Source organism: Phaeodactylibacter sp. (assembly GCF_040219495.1).
GTDB lineage: Bacteria > Bacteroidota > Bacteroidia > Chitinophagales > Saprospiraceae > Phaeodactylibacter.
Genome location: NZ_JAVJSK010000134.1, coordinates 25,262 through 46,530 on the forward strand (window position 1 = coordinate 25,262; position 21,269 = coordinate 46,530).

General features: G+C 53.3%; 15 protein-coding genes. 11 read left to right on the plus strand and 4 right to left on the minus strand.

Going from position 1 to position 21,269, the window contains the following annotated elements; all coding sequences use genetic code 11:
* Positions 1 to 74 precede the first annotated feature (74 nt).
* Together RIC19_RS21320 and RIC19_RS21325 are read right to left on the minus strand one after the other, a co-directional pair.
* On the minus strand, positions 75 to 1,790 hold the full coding sequence (locus RIC19_RS21320) for a sodium:solute symporter family protein (RefSeq protein WP_350180396.1): 1,716 nt from the start codon (positions 1,788 to 1,790) through the stop codon (positions 75 to 77).
* Between the two features lie 68 nt (positions 1,791 to 1,858).
* Positions 1,859 to 2,005, minus strand: a complete 147-nt coding sequence (locus RIC19_RS21325) for a hypothetical protein (RefSeq protein WP_350180397.1) — start codon at positions 2,003 to 2,005, stop codon at positions 1,859 to 1,861.
* A gap of 313 nt (positions 2,006 to 2,318) precedes the next feature.
* On the opposite strand from RIC19_RS21325, the gene RIC19_RS21330 reads away from it, so the two are divergent.
* From RIC19_RS21330 to RIC19_RS21350, 5 genes are all read left to right on the plus strand, one after another.
* Positions 2,319 to 2,603: an AbrB/MazE/SpoVT family DNA-binding domain-containing protein gene (locus RIC19_RS21330; RefSeq protein ID WP_350180398.1), complete on the plus strand. Its 285-nt coding sequence runs from the start codon at positions 2,319 to 2,321 to the stop codon at positions 2,601 to 2,603.
* Positions 2,600 to 3,043 carry a type II toxin-antitoxin system VapC family toxin gene (locus RIC19_RS21335; protein WP_350180399.1) on the plus strand — a complete coding sequence of 148 codons (444 nt, stop codon included), beginning with the start codon at positions 2,600 to 2,602 and terminating at the stop codon, positions 3,041 to 3,043. The genes RIC19_RS21330 and RIC19_RS21335 overlap by 4 nt, the downstream gene beginning before the upstream one ends.
* A gap of 22 nt (positions 3,044 to 3,065) precedes the next feature.
* Complete coding sequence (locus tag RIC19_RS21340; RefSeq protein ID WP_350180400.1) at positions 3,066 to 4,283, plus strand: TPM domain-containing protein; 1,218 nt, start codon at positions 3,066 to 3,068, stop codon at positions 4,281 to 4,283.
* A gap of 76 nt (positions 4,284 to 4,359) precedes the next feature.
* Positions 4,360 to 5,601: a M14 family metallopeptidase gene (locus RIC19_RS21345; protein ID WP_350180401.1), complete on the plus strand. Its 1,242-nt coding sequence runs from the start codon at positions 4,360 to 4,362 to the stop codon at positions 5,599 to 5,601.
* A 62-nt stretch (positions 5,602 to 5,663) separates the two neighbouring features.
* Positions 5,664 to 8,519 (plus strand): M16 family metallopeptidase, encoded by a 2,856-nt coding sequence (locus RIC19_RS21350; protein WP_350180402.1) that lies wholly within the window; start codon positions 5,664 to 5,666, stop codon positions 8,517 to 8,519.
* 23 nt (positions 8,520 to 8,542) lie between these two features.
* On the opposite strand, the gene RIC19_RS21355 is transcribed toward RIC19_RS21350, so the two are convergent.
* Positions 8,543 to 11,503 (minus strand): DEAD/DEAH box helicase, encoded by a 2,961-nt coding sequence (locus tag RIC19_RS21355; protein ID WP_350180403.1) that lies wholly within the window; start codon positions 11,501 to 11,503, stop codon positions 8,543 to 8,545.
* Positions 11,504 to 11,836: 333 nt separating this feature from the next.
* On the opposite strand from RIC19_RS21355, the gene RIC19_RS21360 reads away from it, so the two are divergent.
* Positions 11,837 to 12,967, plus strand: a complete 1,131-nt coding sequence (locus RIC19_RS21360; RefSeq protein ID WP_350180404.1) for an ATP-binding protein — start codon at positions 11,837 to 11,839, stop codon at positions 12,965 to 12,967.
* A 13-nt stretch (positions 12,968 to 12,980) separates the two neighbouring features.
* Here the strand turns inward: RIC19_RS21360 and RIC19_RS21365 are convergent, their stop codons facing one another.
* Positions 12,981 to 14,843: a hypothetical protein gene (locus tag RIC19_RS21365; protein ID WP_350180405.1), complete on the minus strand. Its 1,863-nt coding sequence runs from the start codon at positions 14,841 to 14,843 to the stop codon at positions 12,981 to 12,983.
* Positions 14,844 to 15,272: 429 nt separating this feature from the next.
* Here RIC19_RS21365 and RIC19_RS21370 point away from each other — a divergent pair, with 429 nt between their 5' ends.
* From RIC19_RS21370 to RIC19_RS21390, 5 genes are all read left to right on the plus strand, one after another.
* Complete coding sequence (locus RIC19_RS21370; RefSeq protein WP_350180406.1) at positions 15,273 to 17,588, plus strand: hypothetical protein; 2,316 nt, start codon at positions 15,273 to 15,275, stop codon at positions 17,586 to 17,588.
* Between the two features lie 130 nt (positions 17,589 to 17,718).
* The gene (locus tag RIC19_RS21375; protein ID WP_350180407.1) at positions 17,719 to 18,996 is read left to right on the plus strand and encodes a dihydroorotase; all 1,278 of its coding nucleotides are present in this window, start codon (positions 17,719 to 17,721) and stop codon (positions 18,994 to 18,996) included.
* Between the two features lie 69 nt (positions 18,997 to 19,065).
* The gene (locus RIC19_RS21380) at positions 19,066 to 19,632 is read left to right on the plus strand and encodes a DUF4199 domain-containing protein (protein ID WP_350180408.1); all 567 of its coding nucleotides are present in this window, start codon (positions 19,066 to 19,068) and stop codon (positions 19,630 to 19,632) included.
* A 57-nt stretch (positions 19,633 to 19,689) separates the two neighbouring features.
* Positions 19,690 to 20,196, plus strand: coding sequence for a DUF4199 domain-containing protein (locus RIC19_RS21385; RefSeq protein ID WP_350180409.1), 507 nt, complete (start codon positions 19,690 to 19,692; stop codon positions 20,194 to 20,196).
* Positions 20,197 to 20,248: 52 nt separating this feature from the next.
* Entirely contained in the window at positions 20,249 to 21,220 is a 972-nt protein-coding gene (locus RIC19_RS21390) for a glycosyltransferase family 2 protein (RefSeq protein ID WP_350180410.1), read from the plus strand.
* Positions 21,221 to 21,269 lie beyond the last annotated feature (49 nt).

Below are 21,269 nucleotides of genomic sequence, written 5' to 3' on the forward strand. Positions count from 1 at the left end.
GGCAATTCTGTTTAGTTTGCCTCTCTGACTTGCTGAGCAAGCCTCCTCAATAAGCAGCAAGGCTTTATGGAAGATTAAGCGTCGGTTGCGGTCGTTTTCGGCAGCACCTGCTCCAAAATCCACGCAATGCCCATCACCAGCGTGCACCCGATCAGGTTCAGCCACAGGTAGGCGATGTTGATGATCTCCATGGAGTTGAGTGTGAAAATGACCAGCACGATGGCTTCTCCAATCAGCGCGCCAATGAATACCGCCCGACTACCTACTTTTTTCATAAAAAAGGCCACTAGGAATATACCCAAAATAGCACCATAAAAGAGGGAGCCGATGATGTTCACGGCCTGTATGAGGTTCTCAAACAAATTGGCCGTAGCAGCGAAAATCAGCGCGATGCAACCCCAAACCACCGTAAATGCTTTGGACGCATTCAGGTAGTGCCGGTCAGTTTTGTCTTTGGCAAAGCTGCGCCGGTAGAGGTCAACCACCGTAGTCGTAGCCAGGGCGTTCAGCTCGGAGGCCGTGGAGGACATAGCCGCCGAAAATATGACTGCAAGCAGCAGCCCTACCAGCCCCACCGGGAGGTACTCCGTGACGAAGGTGATGAAGACATAGTCCGTGTCCTTGATCTTAGATGCGGGGTCGGCTTGCAGAATTAGGTCTTTGGTGGCGGTGCGCAGTTCTTTATCTGTTTCCCGCAGGGCGGTCAGCCGCTCCTGTATAGTTGCAATAGCCGGTTCGTTTTCCATGTCAATCGCATCCATGAGCGCCCGTACTTCCTCCTGTTGAGTGAGGAAGAGCGTATTGTGCTGCGCTTGCAAGTCGGCGAGTTCATCCGCATATTCGGTATTTTCCAGCTTCTCCAGATTGGCCGAGTTGAAGTGAATCGGGGGCTGATAGAATTGGAAAAAGACAAATACCAGGATACCCACGAATAGCACTAAAAACTGCATCGGTACCTTCAGAATACCATTAAAGAGTAGCCCCAGCCGGCTTTCATTCAGGGATTTGCCGCTGAGGTAGCGCTGTACCTGCGACTGATCGGTGCCGAAGTAAGACAGGAACAGGAAGACCCCGCCGATCATGCCGGACCAGAAGTTGTAACGGTTGGACAAATCAAACTCGAAGTCCACCACATTGAGCTTGCCCATCTTGCCGGCCACGCCCACCGCATCACTAAAGTCCACATCCGGCGGCAATTGGAAAATCAGGATCATTGCCGCGATGAACATGCCCGACAGGATGACAATCATCTGCTGCTTTTGGGTCACGCTTACGGCTTTGGTGCCGCCCAACATCGTGTAAAAGATAACCAGCGCCCCAATAAAGAGGACCGTCCACCGCAGGCTCCAGCCCAAAATCGTAGACAGAATAATAGCTGGCGCGTAGATGGTCAGTCCAGCGGCCAGCCCCCGCTGTATGAGGAAAAGGATGGCCGTGAGTGTGCGGGTACGGAGGTCAAAGCGCCCTTCAAGATACTCGTAAGCAGTATACACCTTGAGCCGGTAGTAAATGGGCAGTACAAACACACATAGAATCACCATCGCCACTGGCAAACCAAAGTAAAACTGGGCAAAACGCATCCCGTCTTCATAAGCCTGACCGGGCGTGGACAAAAATGTGATCGCACTGGCCTGCGTGGCCATCACGGATAGCCCTATTGTCCACCATGGCAAGTCGCGGTCGCCCAGCAGATAGCTCTGTACGTTGTCTACTTTGCGGGTGTACCATACCCCATAAGCCACGATACTCAGCAGCGTGCCCAGCATTATTATCCAGTCCAGTGTTTCCATGTGTGCTTTGGTTAGTCTTTTTTAGTGAGGATGGGCAGCAGGTTGTGCCCCAATGGCAGGCAACTGCCTTAGGAATAAGCTTGTGTAAACCAGTAGAATAAGGTGATAATGATGGCGTGCAGGATGAGCACAAACAGGTACATCCGGTTCCAGGTCTTCAGGATAGGTGGTGGCCCGTCATCGGGCAAAGGTTGGTGGTCTTGGTAGTCGGGCATGGATATGCGATTGTTTTTTAGTTCTGAACGGCTAAAATAGTAGGATATGCCGGAATGGACAATTTTGATTCCGGATTGTTGCGTCGGGTTAATAGTCCGCCAACCCAAGATTTGTGATTCCTGACTTGCTCTTTTCCTATCTCACCTCGTTGCAAAGCCTCGCCGATGCTTAGGCATCGCCTGCGTTTTCCGCCTTGCGAGTTAAAAAAATAGCTACGCCATGATTTCACAAATCCTGAGTTGTTGGACTATAAGCATTCCGGTATTGGAACTGTTTTGGCAATTTTTTAGTTTTATTGGCAAAATAAGGATTATGGAAGTCAAAATAGACAAGTTTGGGCGCATTCTGATCCCCAAAAAAGTCCGGGAGGAACTGGGGTTGAAGGCTGGGCAATATCTGGAAATAGGGCAGGTGAACGAGCAGGAGGGAATTTACCTTAAAAAGCAGCCGGTAGCAGCACCGCAATTAACACATTCTGCTGAAGGCTTCCCGTTTTTTTTATTTGAAGAAAGCCTGGAGCAAGAGGACGCCCCTGACGCTGCAAGCCTGATTAAGACCTCACGTGAGGAAAGAGACCAAAAAATAATGGGCTTATGATCAGGCATTATTTTGATACTTCTGTTTTGCTTCCGGCATTGGTTTCGGCCCACCCTCAGCATAAAGCAAGTCTTCAGTTGATGGACAATGCGCTAAGCAGTGGAGTAGGCGTTACCTCAGTTACACATACCTATGCCGAATTGTATTCCAACCTGACAAAGCTGCCCAAAGGCTTGGCGATTCCACCGGATTTGGCTTTCCAGTTGATCACAAAAGAGATCGGGGCTATTTTTGAAATTGTTGAATTGGCCAGGTCTGACTACGAAGCCGCCCTTCACCGCTGCGCCCAAAAGGGGCTGGTCAGTGGAGTGATTTACGATGCGCTGCACCTGCAGGCGGCTTTGAAGGCAGAAGTGTCCGTGCTGTACACTAATAATTTTTCCGACTTCGATCGCCTTCTCAACCCCACCGACAAAATTGAACTGAAAGCTGTACCTTAGTGGTCAGCTAATTCCTATTCCTATGTATACCCGATGGCTGCTCCTGGCCGTATTATTGATGCTGACTTTTGCCGCAACGGCACAGTCCGCCTATACCGTAGAGAATCTCCCCAACCCCAAAGACAACGGCGGGGGCTACGTCAGTGACCCCGATGGTATTCTAACCCCGCAAGACCGCAGCGCCCTCAACGCCCTGTGCCGGGAACTGGAGCAGAATAGCACCGCTCAGGTGGCGGTTGTTATCGTCAATTCTATCGGGCAGGAGAACCCCAAGGACTTTACCACCCGCCTGTTCAACCACTGGGGCATCGGGCAGGCAGATGTGGACAACGGGCTCCTGGTCTTCTCCGTTATGGATCAGCGCCGCACGGAGTTTGAGACGGGCTACGGACTCGAAGGCGTACTGCCGGATGCGATCTGCTACCGCATCGGCATGCAGGAACTGGTACCTTATTTCCGGGAGGGCAACTACGGTGCAGGCCTTATTGCTGCTACGCAGCGCATCAGGGAAATATTGGAAAACCCGGAGACGATTGAGGAAATCCGCTCCAGTGGGCCGGTACCCCGGCAAATGGTGCGTGGCGTGCCCAACTTCCTGTTTTGGTACGGAGTAGCAGATGCCCTGTTCGTGCTCTTTCTCATCATCTGGCTCATCTACACCAACTACAGCAAGCAGGAATTGTACGATCGCTTCATGATGGTGCGCAAGGTACACAGCTGGGTATTCATCATTTTATTCCCATTGCCCTACGCTTTGTTCTACCCCTTGATCAGCCGGCACCTGAAGAAGCTCCGCAATCAGCCCCGTTATGGCCGCAAAACCGGTGCCATTATGCACAAGTTGCACGAAGTTGAAGATGACCGCTATTTGGAATTGGGGCAGGTGGTGGAGGAGCACCTGGGCTCGGTCGACTACGATGTGTGGATTACGGAAGATGAGGAGGATATTCTCATTTTGCCCTACAAAAAGCGGTGGAGTAAATACAAAGCCTGCCCGAAGTGCCAGTTTAGCACGTATGCCTTATCAGACACCCGGGTTTTGCGCAGCGCCACCTATAGCCGATCCGGGCAAAAGGAGATCATCCATACTTGCAAAAACTGCAATTACCGTAAACGCCGCATCGTTACAATTCCCAAGAAAAGCAGCTCCTCCGGCGGTGGTGGCTCCTTTGGCGGCGGGGGAGGTAGTTCCTTCGGCGGTGGCAGCTCCGGCGGTGGTGGTGCCGGGGTAAGTTGGTAGCCGGGCTTAACAATTCCACAACACCTTTTTCCGTAAAGGCGTGTTATCTTAGTCCATGAGACAAAAATATAAATCCATGACCGGGGCTAAATTTTTTTCGTTCTGTATCCTCCTGCTGCTGACAGCGCTCCTGCCGGCACAGACCCTCACTCTTTCGGTTGATAAAGACCGCTTGCAATCTGAAGACCTCAAAGCCATTATGGTGAGTAATCAGTACGGCGTGCTCCGCTATTTTGCTTTTGCGGGGCAACTGCCTAAGGATTCTTCCCATACCTTTCAGGTGCGGCAGCGTGTAGGGGAGGCCCTTGCCCTCACGCTTGTGGAACAAGTGGAAGACCAGGGCTATTACAGCTTTGAGAATACCACCTACATCGGCCTGAAAGACGGTGCTATCGTTGGTTCCGTAAACGCCCGGGCGAAAGCGCCAAACTACCGCCCCTTCAACGTACGGGTGGCGGACGTGAACGGCGTGGAGGAGTTCCAGTTGTTTGGCCCGCTGACCCGCCGGCCGGAGTACCGGGTAAACCGGGGCATACTCAATATCAGCGCTAAGCTGGAGGATGATGCCGGGATTTTTGCAGTCATGCGCCTGCCGGGAGAGAACTTCCTGCGCCATTTTACCAGCCCGATGACCGCCGACAACAACTTTGAGCTTTCGCGGGAAGGCCTGGGCAAGACCGTCTACATGGGCAAAATCGCTATGCCTTACAAAACAGAATGGCAAGGCACGGTAAAGGGCCTGAAAGATGGGGCTGAGTTCCATCTGTTCAATAGTGCACAAGGTCAATCCGTGGCTACGGACACGATACGCTATTTTCTGCCGGGTGGTGTGAATTTCGACTCGCTCACTTTGTTCCTTTCAGATATCAACAACAAAGGCATTGCCCTTTACGGCACTTATAAGGAGGCACTGCCGGCCAGAATCGATACGTTCAGCTTTGAACCTTCCTTCCTCCGGTCGGAAAGCAAAAGCTTTACTTTTGCTGCAGGTAGCGACGAGGGGCAGCACTATGCCATTTCCTACTACTACAGCCTGGGGCAGGGGCGCCCCCTTGCAAGCTGGCACCTCTGGGGTAAAATGGAAGGTATGGACCAGGTAGACTTTATCCTGCCCGATATTCCGGAGGAGCTGTACGAGATCATCCCCGAACTGGCGGAGATCGCCTCGCCAATTGCCATTGATAAGAATAGCTTCTTCTGCACGCAGTACTGCGATGATTATGACTTCAGTGTCCGCCCGGCACTGCTGGAAACCCCTAAATGGCGAATGCGGCACGGCATGGTAGCTCGCCGTAAGTTGAAGGAGTTGGAAGAGTAAATTAAAACTTAATCCAACCCCATCTTGTTGTTGCAAAAGTCCATCAGAATAAGCGTTAGACTATGTCAACAACCACTTCCCTAGTTCCAAAAACCATTGCCGGCGACCCGCTTCAGGTGCAGATTTATACCCTGCGCAATGGCATGACTCTGTTCCTTTCCGTCAATCCGGAGGAGCCTCGTATTCACACCAATATCGTTGTGCGTGCGGGCTCCAAGCAGGATCCGGCTGATGCAACAGGCCTGGCCCACTACATGGAGCATATGCTCTTCAAGGGAACAAGCCGCATCGGTGCCCTGGACTGGGCGCAGGAGTCGAAGTTTCTGGAGCAGATTTCAGACCTGTACGAACAGCACCGTGCTACCCGCAATCCGGAGGCACGGCGTGAGATCTATCAGGAAATCGACCGTTTGTCTAACGAAGCGGCAAAGCTCGTTGCCCCCAATGAATACGACCTGCTATCGGGCGCAATAGGTGCCAAGGATACCAATGCTTACACTTCTGTAGACCAAACGGTTTATATCAACAATATACCGTCCAATGAGCTGCAGCGTTGGATGCGCCTGGAATCCGAGCGCTTCCGGATGATGGCCCTGCGCCTGTTCCATACCGAACTGGAAACGGTGTACGAGGAGTTCAATATCGGGCAGGATCAGGATAATCGAAAAGTCAACCGGATGATCCGGGAGGCATTATTCCCCAATCACCCCTACGGTACGCAGACCACAATTGGCTCGGCTGAGCATCTGCGCAGCCCTTCCCAAAAGAAAATACAGGAATTTTTCCGTACCTACTATGTGCCGAATAACATGGCGCTCATCCTGTCCGGTGACTTTGAACCGGAACAGGCCGTTGCGCTGGCGGAAGCCCACTTCGGTGTCTTCGAGCCCGGTGCTGTGCCTCCATTCAGCTACGAGCCCGCCCCCCCGATTGAGGAACCGGTAAGGCTCGAAGCCTGGGGGCAGGAAGCACCCTTTGTGGATATCGCCTGGCGCTTTCAGGGCGCTGCTTCAGATGACCCCATGATGCTGTCGCTCATTCAGAACTTGCTGCACAACTATCAGGCGGGGCTGCTCGACCTCAACCTCAATCAGCAGCAGCGGGTCCTTGACGGGAGTGCCTGGTCCTGGCAGTTCCAGGACTATACGGCACTTGGCATCGTAGCCCGCCCGAGGGAAGGGCAGTCTATGGAGGAGGTGGAAGCTTTGCTGCTGCAGGAAGTACAGCGCCTCCGGGATGGCGACTTCGCGGATTGGATGCTCGAAGCGGCCATCAAAGATATCCGCCTGCGGGAAGTGAAGCTTACCGAGAGCAATCGCGGCCGGGTAGACCTGATCACGCAAGCCTTTGTTTTGGGCATCGGCTGGGAGCGGATGATCAGCCGTTTCGACTGGTGGGAGAAAGTGACCAAAGGGGACGTTATGGAATTTGCGCAAGCCAATCTGGGCGACAACCGGGTGGTGGTCTACAAGCAGCAGGGCGATGACCCCAACGTCATCAAGGTAGAAAAGCCGCCTTTCAATGCAGTGCAATTGCAGCGCAACCGCCTGTCGGAATACGCGCAGGACTTTCTTTCGGTAGATACGCCGCCTGTGCCACCGGTATTTGCAGATTTTGAAAAGGGCATTCAGCAGGTCGATCTGCAGCCGGGGCTCCGCCTGGAATATGTCCACAATTACCGAAACGAGCTGTTCCGCCTGGACTACGTCTTTGAGCTTAACAAGCTTTCTGGCCGCACCCTGTCAATGGCTATCGCCTACCTGCCTTACCTTGGCACTTCCCGATACAGTGCAGCCGAATTGCAGCGGCAGTTCTTCCGCCTGGGCTTATCTTTTGATGTGCACGTCAATAACGACTACACCTATCTGACGATCAGCGGCCTGAGCGAGTCAATGTCTGAGGGCATCCGTCTCATGGAGCATGTGATGGCCAACCTGCAGCCCGATGAGCAGGCCCTGGCAAACATGAAAGCTGATGTGATTAAGCGGCGCGAGCATGCCAAACAGAATCGCAATTTTGTCCTGCGCCGGGCGCTGGGCAGCTATGCCCGTTATGGTGCCGACTCGCCTTTCCGCTACCGTCTGGAGGAAGCCGAAGTACGTGCACTAACTTCGGAGGAATTGATTCAGCGGCTCAAGGGCCTGAGCAATTATGAGCATATAGTGCATTATTATGGCCCAAACCCGGTGAAGGAAGTTGCTGCTGTCATTCAGCAGTACCACAAGCGGGCGGATCAGTTGAAGCCGGTACCGGAGGGCAGGTCCTTTGAACAGCCCCATACGTCAGAAAACGAAGTGCTTTTCCTCGATTTCCCAATTGTACAGGCCGATGTGATGCTGATTTCCCGGGGCACATCTCACTTCAGCCTCGATGAATTTCAGCTCAGCGAGTGGTACAATGAGTACTTCGGCTACGGCTTGTCGAGTATCGTCTTCCAGGAAATCCGGGAGTCGCGGGCACTGGCCTACTCCTCATTCGCCTACTACAGTTCGCCCGACCGCCTGGACCAGCCGCACTATTTGCAGGCCTATCTGGGCACGCAGCCTGACAAGCTACAGGAAGCTATTCCCGCCCTGACCGGCATTTTGCAGGATATGCCCGTGCTGGAAGGGCAGGCGATGCAGGCCCGGCATTCCATCCTGCGCCGCATTGAAAGCGAACGCATTGTGCCCGGCCGATACTTCTGGGAGTCACTGACCGCCCGCCGATTGGGCTTCGAAAAGGATATGCGGGAAGATTTGTACCAAAGGCTACAGCGTAGTGAACTGCCTGACCTGCTCCGTTTCCATCAGGAGCATGTCCGTGACCGGGCTTACAAGCACGTCGTATTGGGCAGCGCCGACCGTATGGACTGGGCGGCACTGGAACAGGTGGGGCCCGTTCGTAAGCTGAGTATGGAGGAGGTTTTTGGGTATTGATCTTTATGATCTTCCAGTAGTGCCTACCCAAACAAATACTCAATATCCCCCTTCGAGAACTTCGCTTTTCCCACATCGCCGATGATGTCTTCGGCCAGCTTGGATTTTTTGTTCTGCAGGCGCAGGATTTTCTCCTCAATGGTATCTTTGGTGATAAACTTGATGGCGATCACATGCTTGTCCTGCCCGATACGATGCGCCCGGGCGATGGCCTGCTGCTCGGTCGTCGGGTTCCACCAGGGGTCAAGGATGAACACGTAGTCGGCGGCTGTAAGGTTGAGGCCGGTACCGCCGCTCTTGATGGAAATCAGGAAAGGCTGCACCTCCGGTTCTTCCATAAACGACTGAATAGCTTGCTCCCGCTTTTTACTGGTTTGACTGCCTGTGAGCCAGGCGTAGGGCTGATTCGTACCTTCAAACTGCTGCCGGTAAAGCTCCAGGTGCTGCACAAAGGAACTGAAAATCAAAACTTTGTGCCCGCCTTTTTGGATGGTCTCCCAATGTTCGATCACGTCCTCAAACTTCCCGCTGCCTTTGGCGTAAGCCTCCGCCGCCATTTTGGGGTGGTTGGCAATCTGCCGCATCTTGGTCAGCGACTGCAGTACTTTGAAGCGGAACTGCGGATTGTCGGCATCGTAGTTTTCCAGCAGATAATTACGGGCAGAGGACTTCTCCCGTTCGTATAAGCGTTTCTGCTCGGCGGTCATCTCGCAGTAGAAGACCTGTGTGCTCAGTGGTGGCAGGTCTTTAGCCACTTCCTCCTTGGTCCGTCGCAGCAGGTAAGGCTGCACCAGTCGGCGGAGCTGATTTTTCTTGTCCTCATCCTGTAGGCGCTCAATCGGGCGGATGAACTCCTTTTTGAAAAAGTTGAAACTGCCCAGCAGGTTGGGATTGATGAACTGCATCTGCGCCCAGAGGTCAGACAGCGAATTCTCAATCGGTGTGCCACTGAGCGATAGCTTGTGCAGCCCTTCCAGCTGATTGATGGCTTTGAAGACCTTGCTGTCCTTGTTTTTGATGTACTGGCTTTCGTCCAGCACGATGTACTCAAATTCCATCTGCTTCAGCACCTCCACATCGCGCAGGGCGGTTTGGTAGGTGGTGAGGATGACATCGAAGCGCGACAGCAGGCGAATGTCTTTGTAGCGCTTTTGCCCGGTATGCCGGTACACCTGCAGGGTAGGGGCGAACTTCTTAATCTCGGCCTCCCAGTTGAACACCAGAGAAGCCGGCAGAATCACCAGCGACTGCAAAGGCTTGAGCGTATCGTGGTCATCGGCTTGCGCAAACAGACCGAGCTGTGCGCCAGTGTCTGTCGTGCCCTGCTCTTTTGCTTCCTGTTGGCGGTTGGCACGTTGAGATTTGGCGTATAGCAAGACAGTGAGGGTTTGCAGCGTCTTGCCCAGCCCCATATCATCAGCCAGGCAGCCACCGAGCTGACTTTCGTAAAGGCCTACCAGCCATCTTGCCCCTTCCAGCTGATAAGGGCGGAGGGCGGCTTTGAGCTGATTGCTGGGTATGAAATCCACGGCCAGTTGTCGTTCTTCGGCTACCTCATCGCCGGCGCTGATGCCAATTTCCTGCAGCAGGGTGAAGTGGCTTTTGGCCAGGCGCATCTGGTCTTTGTCTTTTTTCCCAAACTGGAACAGCCCCTTGTAACGGGCCATCCACTCCTGCGGGATGAGAAAGAACTGCCCATCGGGCAAAGGGAAGAGCCGTATCCCATCGCGGATGTACTTGGCCAGCTTCATAAAGGGGAAGGTGTGGGCCCCAACCGTTACCTGCCCTTTGAGGTCGAACCAGTCATTATCCTGATTGGCGATCAACTCCATTTTGGGTGGGTGCAGGTAAAGTGCCTTGCCCTCCGCTGAGGGTAGTTTTAGCGTAAAGCCTTCAGCCTCAAGTGTAGTGCGGTTCTCGCTGATCCATTCCAGCAGGGCGTAGCGGTCTTCATGGGCTTCTGCAAGTACAAAATGCTGATGCGCGTTGACCTCCAGTCCCTGGTTTTTCAGCTTCTCCACAAAAGCGGCCTCTGCTTCCCGTTGGCGGAGTGCCTGCAGGATGCGCACCTCGTCCCCCTCATCGAATTCAAGGCTCGTGCGTTTGTCCTTCGGGTCACTCCAGGTGAACGTACTGCCGGGGTAAGCCATTTGTACCGAAAGCACCCATTGCCCGGAGAAGAGGTCCTGCACAGGCTCAAGGATGCAGGCTTGCAGCTCCTCGTGCTGCTGTACCTCGAAGCCTTCTGCCTCGATTTCCGATTTAGCCGCTACTTTCAGGATGAACTTCTGGAAGTAGGTTTTGACGGCTTTGCGGGGGATATGTACCTCTTCCTTTTTTTGAAAAGGCAGCACCATATTGCCGTTGATAGCGGGGGCACGGTACAGTTTGTAGTCCACAAAGAGCCAGGCCGGGTGGTTGGTAATGGGCACCACATCGCGGGAGCCAATCGCCCAGGCCCCGTCACGGTCAGCCAGTTGCAGGCGGTAGTGGACACCCGCTTTTTCCCGTTTGAAAAACAGCTGAGGCTCCAGGGGCTCCAGCCCGGTTTCTATGACAAAGTCTTTAGCCAGCACGGTGCGCTCTACCTGCCAAGTCAACGGCAGCCCTTCGGCATTGGCGCGCTCCAGGAGTTCCGCCAGGCGGGTATGTACGTATTTGTAAATGGGCCCCGCCAGGTCGCGGTCCGCCAGGAGTGTTTCCAGCGTCGGTTTGCTCCGTTTGTTGGGCCGGAATTTTTCCGCCAACAGTTTGGGCTGCAGTTGTTCGATGAGGTCAAAGAGGCGGTCGCGGGTAGGCGTCAGCTCCAGCTCAAAGCTCCCGATGGTGTCTTTGAGCGCCTTCTGCTTGATGTGCGCCAGGTAGCCTTCCTGATCTTCACTGACGATGTAGGCAGTAGGGAGGTAGAGCTTCTCCGCAAAGTGGTAAATATCGTACACCACATGGTGCGTGGCGCGCTGTGTATCGGTTTTGAATAACTGCATGTTTGCGACTCCTGTACAGAAGGCGGGTACTCGTCGACGATGCGCCTTCCCTTTACTTTGATTTTATCTGAACTGACAAATGTAGGGAAAAAAATGCGGGTATTGAGAACGGAGCTGCTGTTAGGGGAACCAAAATTAACATGCACGCTGTTCGCCCTAAAGCGGGATAAACCGTGAAATTCGGATACTGATATTGTGCTTGTTTCAGCGCACTCAGCGTGTTTTTTTACAGGCAAAATGATCCTTCCAAACTCCAGGCTTAGTCATAAATGTAAAAATTTGTAGTTTAGTACAAAAAATTACATTAAAATTTGTAGTTTAGTACAAAAAAATATGATACAGCGGCAGCTTCAGGCGGTGGTCAACCGCTGGTTGTTTCGGGGGAAGATCGTCATTCTATATGGTGCAAGACAAGTTGGAAAGACGACTTTGGCCAAAACGCTATTGCGTGAGCACGGTGGTGATTTAAATGCCTACTACAATTGTGAGATACCTTCTGTACGGCAAGTATTGGAACAGCAGGAGCCCGAATTGCTGAGGCGTGAGTTTGGGGCACACCGATTGATCGTGCTGGATGAAGCACAGTATATCCCGGATATCGGGCAAATCCTGAAGGTCATAGCAGACCACCTGCCGGAAGTACAGGTTATAGCTACCGGTTCTTCAAGCTTTGAGCTGGCGCAGCGGACCGGGGAACCACTCACCGGGAGGGCGCTTACATTCACCCTATACCCTTTTTCTTATGAGGAGCTCGGGCAACTTCACCGGCCCGGCGAAAGGTTGGGCCTGCTGGAAAATTGGTTGCGTTTTGGCACCTATCCGGAGGTTGTCCAAGCTTCACAGGAAGATGCCAGGTTTTTGCTTGATGACTTAACGTCACGGTATCTCTACAAGGATATTTTTGTCTTTGAAAACATCCGCAAAGCTGATATTGTCCACAAATTGTTGCAGCTACTGGCTTTTCAAATCGGCAACGAAGTTTCCATTCATGAACTGGCCCTTAAGTTGAAGGTCAATGAACGTACGGTATCCAGGTACATTGACCTGCTGGAAAAGGCATTCGTCATTTTCCGCCTGCCCGCATTGAGCCGAAATCTCCGCAAAGAGGTAAGTAAAAAGAAGAAGGTTTACTTCTATGATTTGGGCGTACGCAACAGTATCATACAGCAGTACCAGCCATTGAAGGGCCGTGCAGACCAGGGCGCATTATGGGAGAATTTTTTAGTTGCAGAACGCATGAAATACCTGCACGCACGCCTGCGATTTCCCAGACAATACTTCTGGCGCACACATGACCATCAGGAGTTGGATTATGTGGAAGAATCTGATGGGAAGCTGCACGGTTACGAATTCAAATGGAATCCCAAAAAAGCTAAGACACCCGTTGCTTTCGCAAAAGCTTACCCAAAAGCGGAGGTCCAATTACTGCATCAACATAATTTTGAGCCGTTCTTGTTAGCTTAATGAAGCCGTAACCTTAATTTTTGGGGACATAACGCTCCACCCGCACCTCATCCAAATACACCCGTTGCCCTGCCGGATTGCGCAGGTAAAGCCGGAGCTGCCAATCGGGCTCAAAGCCGCGCGGGAGCCGGAGGAAGAAAGCCGCCTCGCCCCACTGATCAGGAGTGCCAGCATGCCAGATGGAGTAGTCACTGTTGCCGATGTAGGAAGTAGGGCGCATCAGGCGGCGTTTTTTGCGGCGGCCTTCTGCATTTCGTAATTCTGCAAAGAGGATGATGCCCAGGTCCCGGTTCCAGATGCGGTCGGCTGCGGGCATATAGGCACGCAGGCTGATGCGGAGCCAGTCGCCGGGCTGTGCAGTATCCAAAGCGATCTGATCAGACAGGGTGTAGTCGCCATCAGGTGGCAGCAAAGCGCCCTGCCCCTGAAAAACCTGCTCAGTAGACCGGTGCGGAAGATCGGCAGACTCAAAGCCTTCCCGGAAAAGCAGGCCGGCTGCTTGTAGCGTGGTCGTGTCACGCGGCTGCCGTTCCTTCGTGTCGAAGGCGACCATGGAGTGCCAGGTGGGCTGCAGCGTGCCGAAGGTTTCCAGGTAGAAAGCGGCATTGCCCCGCTCTGACCAAATGACGCCCTTCTTCATCTGCCAGGTTTGAAACAGGTTGAGCCAGGCGAAAAACAGCAGCCCCAGCCCCAATCCTGCGGCTGCCCAACGGTGCCTAAGTAAAGGTGCGAAACAGGCCCCCAATCCAAAAGCTAAAAGGGGATAGGTCTCCACCATGGGCCGGGAGCCCAGCCCCGGGAAGTACGTCCAGGCGTAGTAGGAGTAGTGGATGTAGGCGTGCAGCGCCACAAACAGTGCAACAGGCAGCAGCTTGCCCGGAGCATGCCGGCGCAGGCGAAACAGCCCGATCAGGCTGAAGAGCATCACCGGGGTGTAAATCAGCCAGCCATTGGAGAAGTCGAACCAGCCTTTGTAAATCATGGGCTGCAGGAAGTTGAAGCCTTCACCTTCGTAGGGGTTGAAGTACAACTGCCCGCTCACATAGTACCAGTAACCCAATTGCGGACTGAAAGCAAGCCCCAGCCCCAGCCCGGCGAGCAGAAGGTAAGCCGGCCGGCGCAGGAAGAACTGCCAGCGTTCGCGCAGGGTTTCCGTGCCATTCACCCCCCAAAGCAGCGGGATAAGCAGGCTGATGACTTCCGGCACCCGCGTCAAAGCAATCAGGCCCACAACCAGTCCGATACCGAATGCTTTGGCCCGGCCGGGGCGGTCGTAGAATCTTTCCGTTAGAAATAGGAGCAGGCAGTAATTGAAAAAAAGGAAACCATGCGCCATTGTGACGTAAGTGGCGTGGTAGAATACGTTGGTGGCAAAGGCAAGGGTGAGCAGCACTACCGCCGTCACCTTGCTGCTGAAGTATCGCTGCAGGACCCGGCTGAGCAAAAAGAAGCCTAGCAGCAGGTACACGATGGTCGAAAAACTTACTGCCAGCAGGTAGGGCTTGCTCCAGCCATCTGCGGGGTAAGCATCAGTGGCTTTCGCCCAGGCGTGGGCAAGGAGGAAAAAAGGCGTTTCCATCACCGGCACGCCCAGGGTGTATTTGATGTAGCGCCGCCCGCGTTCTGTGAGGCGTATGCCAAATTCATCCTCGCGGGGATCGGCAGAACCTGGGTTGGCAGCCTGCAGGCTGCTGATGGTCGCATCGTAGTCGCCTACATCCTGATTGATCCAAAAAGAGACTACATGGAGGTAGTAGCTGTTACTGTCGCCGTAGTAAAGGGCTTCGTCCCACCGGTCGATGAGCACATAACCGGCTATAAATAGCAGGGCGATGGCAAGCAGGGCCCGTCTGATGATGGGAGGAGTGGTATCCAATGACCTGGGTTTGGTTTCGGGGCTGAAGATAAGAAAGGTTGGGTTGTTTTATGGGCGTTTGGGATTGAATTCATGCGAAGTCCGTGGAGGGGTTTCACGCAGAGATCGCGGAGGGAGTCACGCGAAGATTGCGGAGGGTTTCACGCAGAGATCGCGGAGGGGTTTCGCGCAGAGATCGCGGAGGGGTTTCACGCGAAGAAAGGCTTGACGATTCTATCAAGCCAGGTATGCCAAACGTGACGTTGAGTCCTTTGTGGCTCATTCTTTGCGCGCGCTGCGTGAAACCAGGGGCAGCGCATGGCTCTGCGCCCTTTGCGTGAAAAAATTGCCAGCCCTCTTGCGGTCTATATGCGAGGGTCTTTCAGTGAAACCCCACCTCATTTCCTCCCAAAAACGTACATTTGCTCCTAAACAAGGAACGCCGCCACCATGAAGGACCGCTTTTCAGATGCAAACCTTGGCCGCCTGGCTGTAATTGTGCTGGGCATTGCCCTACTGGGGTTGCGCTTCCCTGATTTCTTTGCCACGCCCAATCTGGTCATCGAGCCCTATGCCGATGGGCTTAAGGCGTACACCAATATCGAATACCACGCCCGCCATGACAGCTCCTTCACCTACTTCGAGGGGATGAATTACCCCTACGGCGATCATGCTTCGGCTGCTGTTACGCAGCCTCTTGTCTCCGGGCTCATTAAAGTCGTGAGCGATTACGTTGTGGACATCACGGGGTATACCCGGGCAATCGTCAACTTTTCGCTGCTGCTGGGCATATTGCTGGGGGCTTATTTCCTCTACCTCTCTTTTTTGCGCCTTGGTACGGCTCCGTGGTGGGGGGCTGTGGCCAGTCTGGGCATCGTATTCCTGTCTCCCCAGATTTACCGGTTTGTCGCGCACTACGGTTTGTCGCATATTGAGGTGATTCCCATACTCTTTTACCTCCTCATCCGGCTGGAGGAAGCGCACAGCCTGAAGTACAGCCTTTGGATGGCCGTGGCGCTGCTGGTCTTCCCGCTTATCCACTTTTACTATTTCGTCATTATGGCGATGACCATATCCTTTTATTTTTTCTTTGGCTTTTTGCGTAAGCCTACGGTGCGCCGGTTTTTCCGCTATCTGCTGCACTTTAGCGTGCAAATTGGGCCGCCTCTGGTCTTCTTTTACCTTTGGATGTACCACAGTAATCCGGTGACGGACCGGGCTGCCCGCCCCTGGGGTTTTTTCCACTTTCATTCCATCTGGGAAGATATTGTCACCTCCACAGCCATGCCTTATTTTGCCTGGATTAATGAGGAGGTGATTGCCATTCAGGATGGGGGCTTTGAAGGTAAGGGTTACATTGGGCTGGTGGCGGTAATTGGCCTTCTGGTGCTTACCATTCGCTGGGTGAGCAGTGGCTTTAAAGCGTCATTTGTGCAGGCAGGCGGTGAGTTGCAGCCGTTCCTAAATAAAATGATGCTGACGAGCCTGGTGCTCCTGCTGCTATCTTTTGGGTTACCGTTCACTATTCCGGGGCTGGAAGGGCTGCTGGATTATACCGGCCCCTATCAGCAATTCCGGTCCGTGGGGCGCTTCAACTGGCCTTTTTACTACGCCATCAACCTGATTGTCTTCACTGAGCTTTGGGCATGGATAGACCAATCCAAAGCACAGTGGAAGCTGGGTCTGGGCATTGGGGCTTTGCTCTTGCTTGGCTTTGAAGCCTATCATTCCTGTACCGACCCCGACCTGAAACTGGATGACATCCGGCAATTGCACGAAGGCGAGACTTTTGCTGATTTGCCAGGCATTGACTACCGGGAATTTCAGGCAACAGTACCGCTGCCTTACTTTAACCTGGGCAGCGATAACTTCTGGATTGAAACATCTGGCAATGTAATGCCATGGACGCTCATGCTGGGCATGCAAACCGGTCTGCCTACGACCGGTGCCGCACTGACCCGCACAAGCCGTAGTCAATCCTACAATCAGTTGCAGCTGGTGTCCGAACCCTACCGCATCCCCAAAATCCTGAAAGATTTCCCCAATAACAAGCCGTTGTTGCTGGTGTTGGGCAAGTATCAGTTCGAACAAAAGAAAGACCGCTACGGGCATATGCTTACTGGGGCACAGCTGCTGTTTGAAAATGACCAGTACGCCTTGTATCGCTTGTCTTTGAATGCGTTCGAAGAGCGGATTGAAGCTAAAGTACGCGAAATCAGCTATACCCTGAAAGCCGACAGTGCCGCCCTGTACCCGGTGGGTAAATTCCTTTCCCGGGATTCCACGCACAACTTTTACTACGAGAGCTTCGATACGCTTTCTGCTGAGCGCTACTACCGTGGCGGAGGAGCTTACGCTGGCGAGGTGAGCCAACCGAATGTCCTCTTTGACGGCACTTTGCCCCGGCAGTATGGTACAGGCTGGTATACCTTTTCCACCTGGATCTACGTGTATGTGGACCGCCTGGCCACTGGCTTTTTCCATATTGAAGAGTATGATGCCCAGAGCGGGGAGCGATTGCAGGAGCAGCACTACCGCATTTACGATCACTTCCGTACTTTTGATAATAATGGTTGGGCATTGGTGGAAATGGGCTTTGTCCCTCAGCGGTCTGATAGCCGTATCCGGTTTTGGGTGGATAATCAGGGCATAGGGGAGGCACCTTTGTATATAGATGAGCTGCTCATCCGGCATGATGTTGCGGAGATTTATCAGAAAGGGCAAAATTATCTGTTCAAGAACAACCGGTGGTATCCGGTAGAATAATCACCTTCTCTGACCATTTTGGCGGGAAATGCTTTCGCGACGCGAGATACGACCAGAAGGAGTAGGTTTTTTCGTGAAAGTATTTGCTTCAAGGCGCGGAAGTTGTTAGAGAACCAATAATCACAGGCGCATGGACTTGCATATTAAGAACGCTACCATCATCGCACCCGGTAACCTGCACCACGGCAAGGTGCGCAGTGTGCTGATCCGGGAAGGGTATATTCAGAAAATCGGGGAAACGCCCTTTGAGGGGGAGGATGCCCCTTTACTGGAAGCAAAAGGGCTGCACCTGTCAATCGGCTGGATGGACTTCGGTGTGCAGGTGGGCGACCCCGGGCTGGAGCAGCGCGAAACCCTGCATACTGCGGGGGCAGCGGCAGCAGCGGGCGGTTTTACAGCTGTAGTGGCATTGCCCAATACCGACCCGGTCATTGATACGAAATCCGGTGTCCAGTACATTTGTAAGAATGCGGAAGGCAAATTGGTAAACTTCTACCCCATGGGGGCGCTGACCCTGAAATGTGCGGGCAGGGAAATCACCGAGATGATCGATATGCAACGGGCGGGCGCTGTGGCATTTACCGATGGCCCTGTCGCCTTGCAGCATACCGGGGTGATGCTCCGGGCGCTTAATTATGTAAAGGCCTTTGGTGGAGTAGTAGCCCATCAGCCTTTGGACGATCACCTGTGCCACGGTGGGCAGGTGCACGAAGGCATTGTTTCCACGTCGCTGGGCATGCCGGGCATTCCGGCTATAGCCGAGGAGGTGATGGTACGCCGTGACCTGCACCTGTTGGAATACACCGAAAGCCGCCTGCACCTCGCCAATATCTCCACAGCAGGCGCTGTACAAATGGTACGCGAAGCTAAAGCTAAAGGCTTGCAGGTGACCGCAAGTGTGGCTGTGATGAACCTCATCTACGAGGATGAAGCCACTACAACTTTTGACTCCAACTACAAAGTACTGCCGCCCCTGCGCAGCGCCGCCGACCGGGAGGCATTACAGGAAGGCGTCCTTGATGGCACCATTGATATCATCTCCTCGAATCACCAACCACTGGAAGAAGAAGCCAAAAAGCTGGAATTCCCCTATGCCGAATTTGGGGCAACCGGGCTGGAGACCCTTTATGCGCTTTGCCGCACCCACCTCCGTGACTGGCTTACCGATGAGGTCTTGGTTGAAAAGATTGCTTATGCCCCCCGCCGTATTCTGGGGCTCGATCTACCCGAAATCAAGGAAGGCGAAATGGCAGAGCTGACCCTCTTTCAACCTGATGCCCAATGGGTGTACGACCGCAGCCGGGTATATTCCCGCTCCCTGAATTCGCCGGTGCTGGGGCAGGAACTGCGTGGGCGTGCCGTTGCAGTAGTCAATAACAATCAGTCGTTTGTTAATGCCCATTCATAGAAAATTCAGGCAAGAGAACAGGAATTGAGCGATATTGAGGTTTATTCACCAACTTTAACCATTACATTCATGAGTACGCTTGACAATCCTAATGACATAATTGATCCTCAGCAGGTTTCACCATGGCCTACGGCCAGCCGTCATGGTCTGCTTGCCGGCCTGGTTTTAATCGTTGTTGGCTTGGTTATCCACATGGCAGGGCTGGTGGATTACACCGGGCAAAGTTCAGGCAGTAACTGGCTGTCTAATTTTGCTACCTGGGGTGTGATGATTGCCGCAATCGTCATGTCGGTTCGGCAGCACCGCGACCAGGACCTGGGCGGCTACATTACCTTTGGCCGTAGCTTTTACACGGGGTTTATAGCATCACTGATGATTGCGATAGTTTCCGCCATATGGGGGTACATCTTCTTTTCCTTTGTAGAGCCGGGCCTGATTGATACGATGATGGAAATGAGCCGGGAGCAATTGATTGAGCAGCAGGGCATGAGCGAAAGCGATGCCGATAAAGCCATGGGGATGATGGGGTGGATGATGAACCCGGCGATGCTTTCTCTATTTGGTGCGATCGGCGCCCTGATTGCCGGTATTGTCTTTTCGCTGATCATTGGCGCTATTATGAAGCGGGAAGCTTAGCGATCATACTATTTTTTGCTTTAGCCCACGTATATTTGCCGTACAACCAATAAGCATATGCTAAAGCAAAATCGAGGCGTAAAGTACGGCATCATAGCAGGTGGGATTACCGTGGGTATCTACCTGCTATTTTATTTGATTAATAAAGAACTGGTTTTCAATTCCTTCCTGAATTGGGCAACGGTGGGGCTTTACCTGGCCATCGCCTGGAAATCCATTGATGATGAGCGGCAGGCCCTGGGCGGGAAGCTGGAGTTTCAGCAAGCGCTCAAGGTGGGTTTTACGGTCTTTGTAGTCGCCAATTTGGTATACTACCTGTACTACTATTTGCTGCACGGGGTCTTTGACCCGGGCCTGGAAGAGGTACAGCGTGCGGTGATGTCTGAGACTTTGGAAGCCCGTAAGGGCATGTTGTCGGAAGAGCAGTACGATGCTTTCAAAGAATCCCTGGAAGGGGACGGCTTGAAAGTCGGCCTGCAAAATACCCTGCTGACCTACGCCCGCAGCCTGATCGGATACTTTCTGATCTCCCTGGGCCTGGCGGCATTAGCCAGCCGGAAATAAGCATCTTTTCTGATTTTTGCGCGTTCTTCACTTTAAGACCAGAAGCTGATACATGGATATTTCAATTGTCGTCCCGCTTTTTAATGAGGAAGAATCCCTGCCGGAACTGGAAGCCTGGATACGCCGGGTGATGGAAACACATAGCTTCTCCTACGAAATCGTCTTCGTGGATGATGGCAGCCGGGATAACTCCTGGCTGGTGGTGGAAAAACTGGCGCGGGAAAATGCCTGTGTCCGGGGCATCAAGTTCCGCCGCAACTACGGAAAATCTGCTGCCCTCAACCGGGGCTTTGCTGTTGTGCAGGGCGATGTGGTGGTCACTATGGATGCCGATCTGCAGGACTCGCCTGAGGAACTGCCGGAGCTTTACCGTATGGTCACCGAGGACGGGTACGACATGGTGTCGGGCTGGAAGAAAAAGCGCTACGACCCGGTGCTCACTAAAAACCTGCCTAGTAAGTTCTTCAACTGGACCGCCCGCCGCATGACCGGTATCCACCTGCACGATTTCAACTGCGGGCTCAAAGCTTACCGCAATGCGGTGGTCAAAAGCATTGAGGTCTACGGCGATATGCACCGCTACATCCCGGTGCTCTCTAAGTGGGCGGGCTTCAAAAAGATAGGGGAGAAAGTGGTGCAGCATCAGGAGCGGAAGTACGGCACAACCAAGTTCGGTATCGAGCGCTTTATCCGGGGGCCGTTGGACCTGCTCTCGGTCATCTTTATCTCCAAGTTCGGTAAGCGGCCCATGCACTTTTTCGGGATGTGGGGCGTCTTTATCTTCGTACTCGGCTTTTTTGCGGCGGGCTACATCGGCATCAGTAAGCTGTACCGCCTGAGCCAGGGGCTGCCCACCATTCTCGTAACGAATAACCCCTACTTTTTTATCTCCCTGACTTGCATGGTTATTGGTACGATGCTGTTCCTTTCAGGCTTCCTCGCGGAGCTTATTTCCCGAACGGCTTCTGACCGCAACAGCTACCTAATCGAAAAGGAAATCGGAGTGGTTAAAGCAACGCGCTAAAAAAGCACGTACCCGTGCGTTGACCGGTACGTGCCTTCGTTTTCTTTTG

Bases quoted from the DNA above. Each gene is read 5' to 3' on its own strand.
- RIC19_RS21370 (WP_350180406.1), top strand. From the start codon at position 15,273: ATGAAGGACCGCTTTTCAGATGCAAACCTTGGCCGCCTGGCTGTAATT.
- RIC19_RS21325 (WP_350180397.1), bottom strand. From the start codon at position 2,005: ATGCCCGACTACCAAGACCACCAACCTTTGCCCGATGACGGGCCACCA.
- RIC19_RS21380 (WP_350180408.1), top strand. From the start codon at position 19,066: ATGAGTACGCTTGACAATCCTAATGACATAATTGATCCTCAGCAGGTT.
- RIC19_RS21360 (WP_350180404.1), top strand. From the start codon at position 11,837: ATGATACAGCGGCAGCTTCAGGCGGTGGTCAACCGCTGGTTGTTTCGG.
- RIC19_RS21345 (WP_350180401.1), top strand. From the start codon at position 4,360: ATGACCGGGGCTAAATTTTTTTCGTTCTGTATCCTCCTGCTGCTGACA.
- RIC19_RS21335 (WP_350180399.1), top strand. From the start codon at position 2,600: ATGATCAGGCATTATTTTGATACTTCTGTTTTGCTTCCGGCATTGGTT.
- RIC19_RS21330 (WP_350180398.1), top strand. From the start codon at position 2,319: ATGGAAGTCAAAATAGACAAGTTTGGGCGCATTCTGATCCCCAAAAAA.
- RIC19_RS21340 (WP_350180400.1), top strand. From the start codon at position 3,066: ATGTATACCCGATGGCTGCTCCTGGCCGTATTATTGATGCTGACTTTT.
- RIC19_RS21385 (WP_350180409.1), top strand. From the start codon at position 19,690: ATGCTAAAGCAAAATCGAGGCGTAAAGTACGGCATCATAGCAGGTGGG.
- RIC19_RS21375 (WP_350180407.1), top strand. From the start codon at position 17,719: ATGGACTTGCATATTAAGAACGCTACCATCATCGCACCCGGTAACCTG.
- RIC19_RS21350 (WP_350180402.1), top strand. From the start codon at position 5,664: ATGTCAACAACCACTTCCCTAGTTCCAAAAACCATTGCCGGCGACCCG.
- RIC19_RS21355 (WP_350180403.1), bottom strand. From the start codon at position 11,503: ATGCAGTTATTCAAAACCGATACACAGCGCGCCACGCACCATGTGGTG.
- RIC19_RS21320 (WP_350180396.1), bottom strand. From the start codon at position 1,790: ATGGAAACACTGGACTGGATAATAATGCTGGGCACGCTGCTGAGTATC.
- RIC19_RS21390 (WP_350180410.1), top strand. From the start codon at position 20,249: ATGGATATTTCAATTGTCGTCCCGCTTTTTAATGAGGAAGAATCCCTG.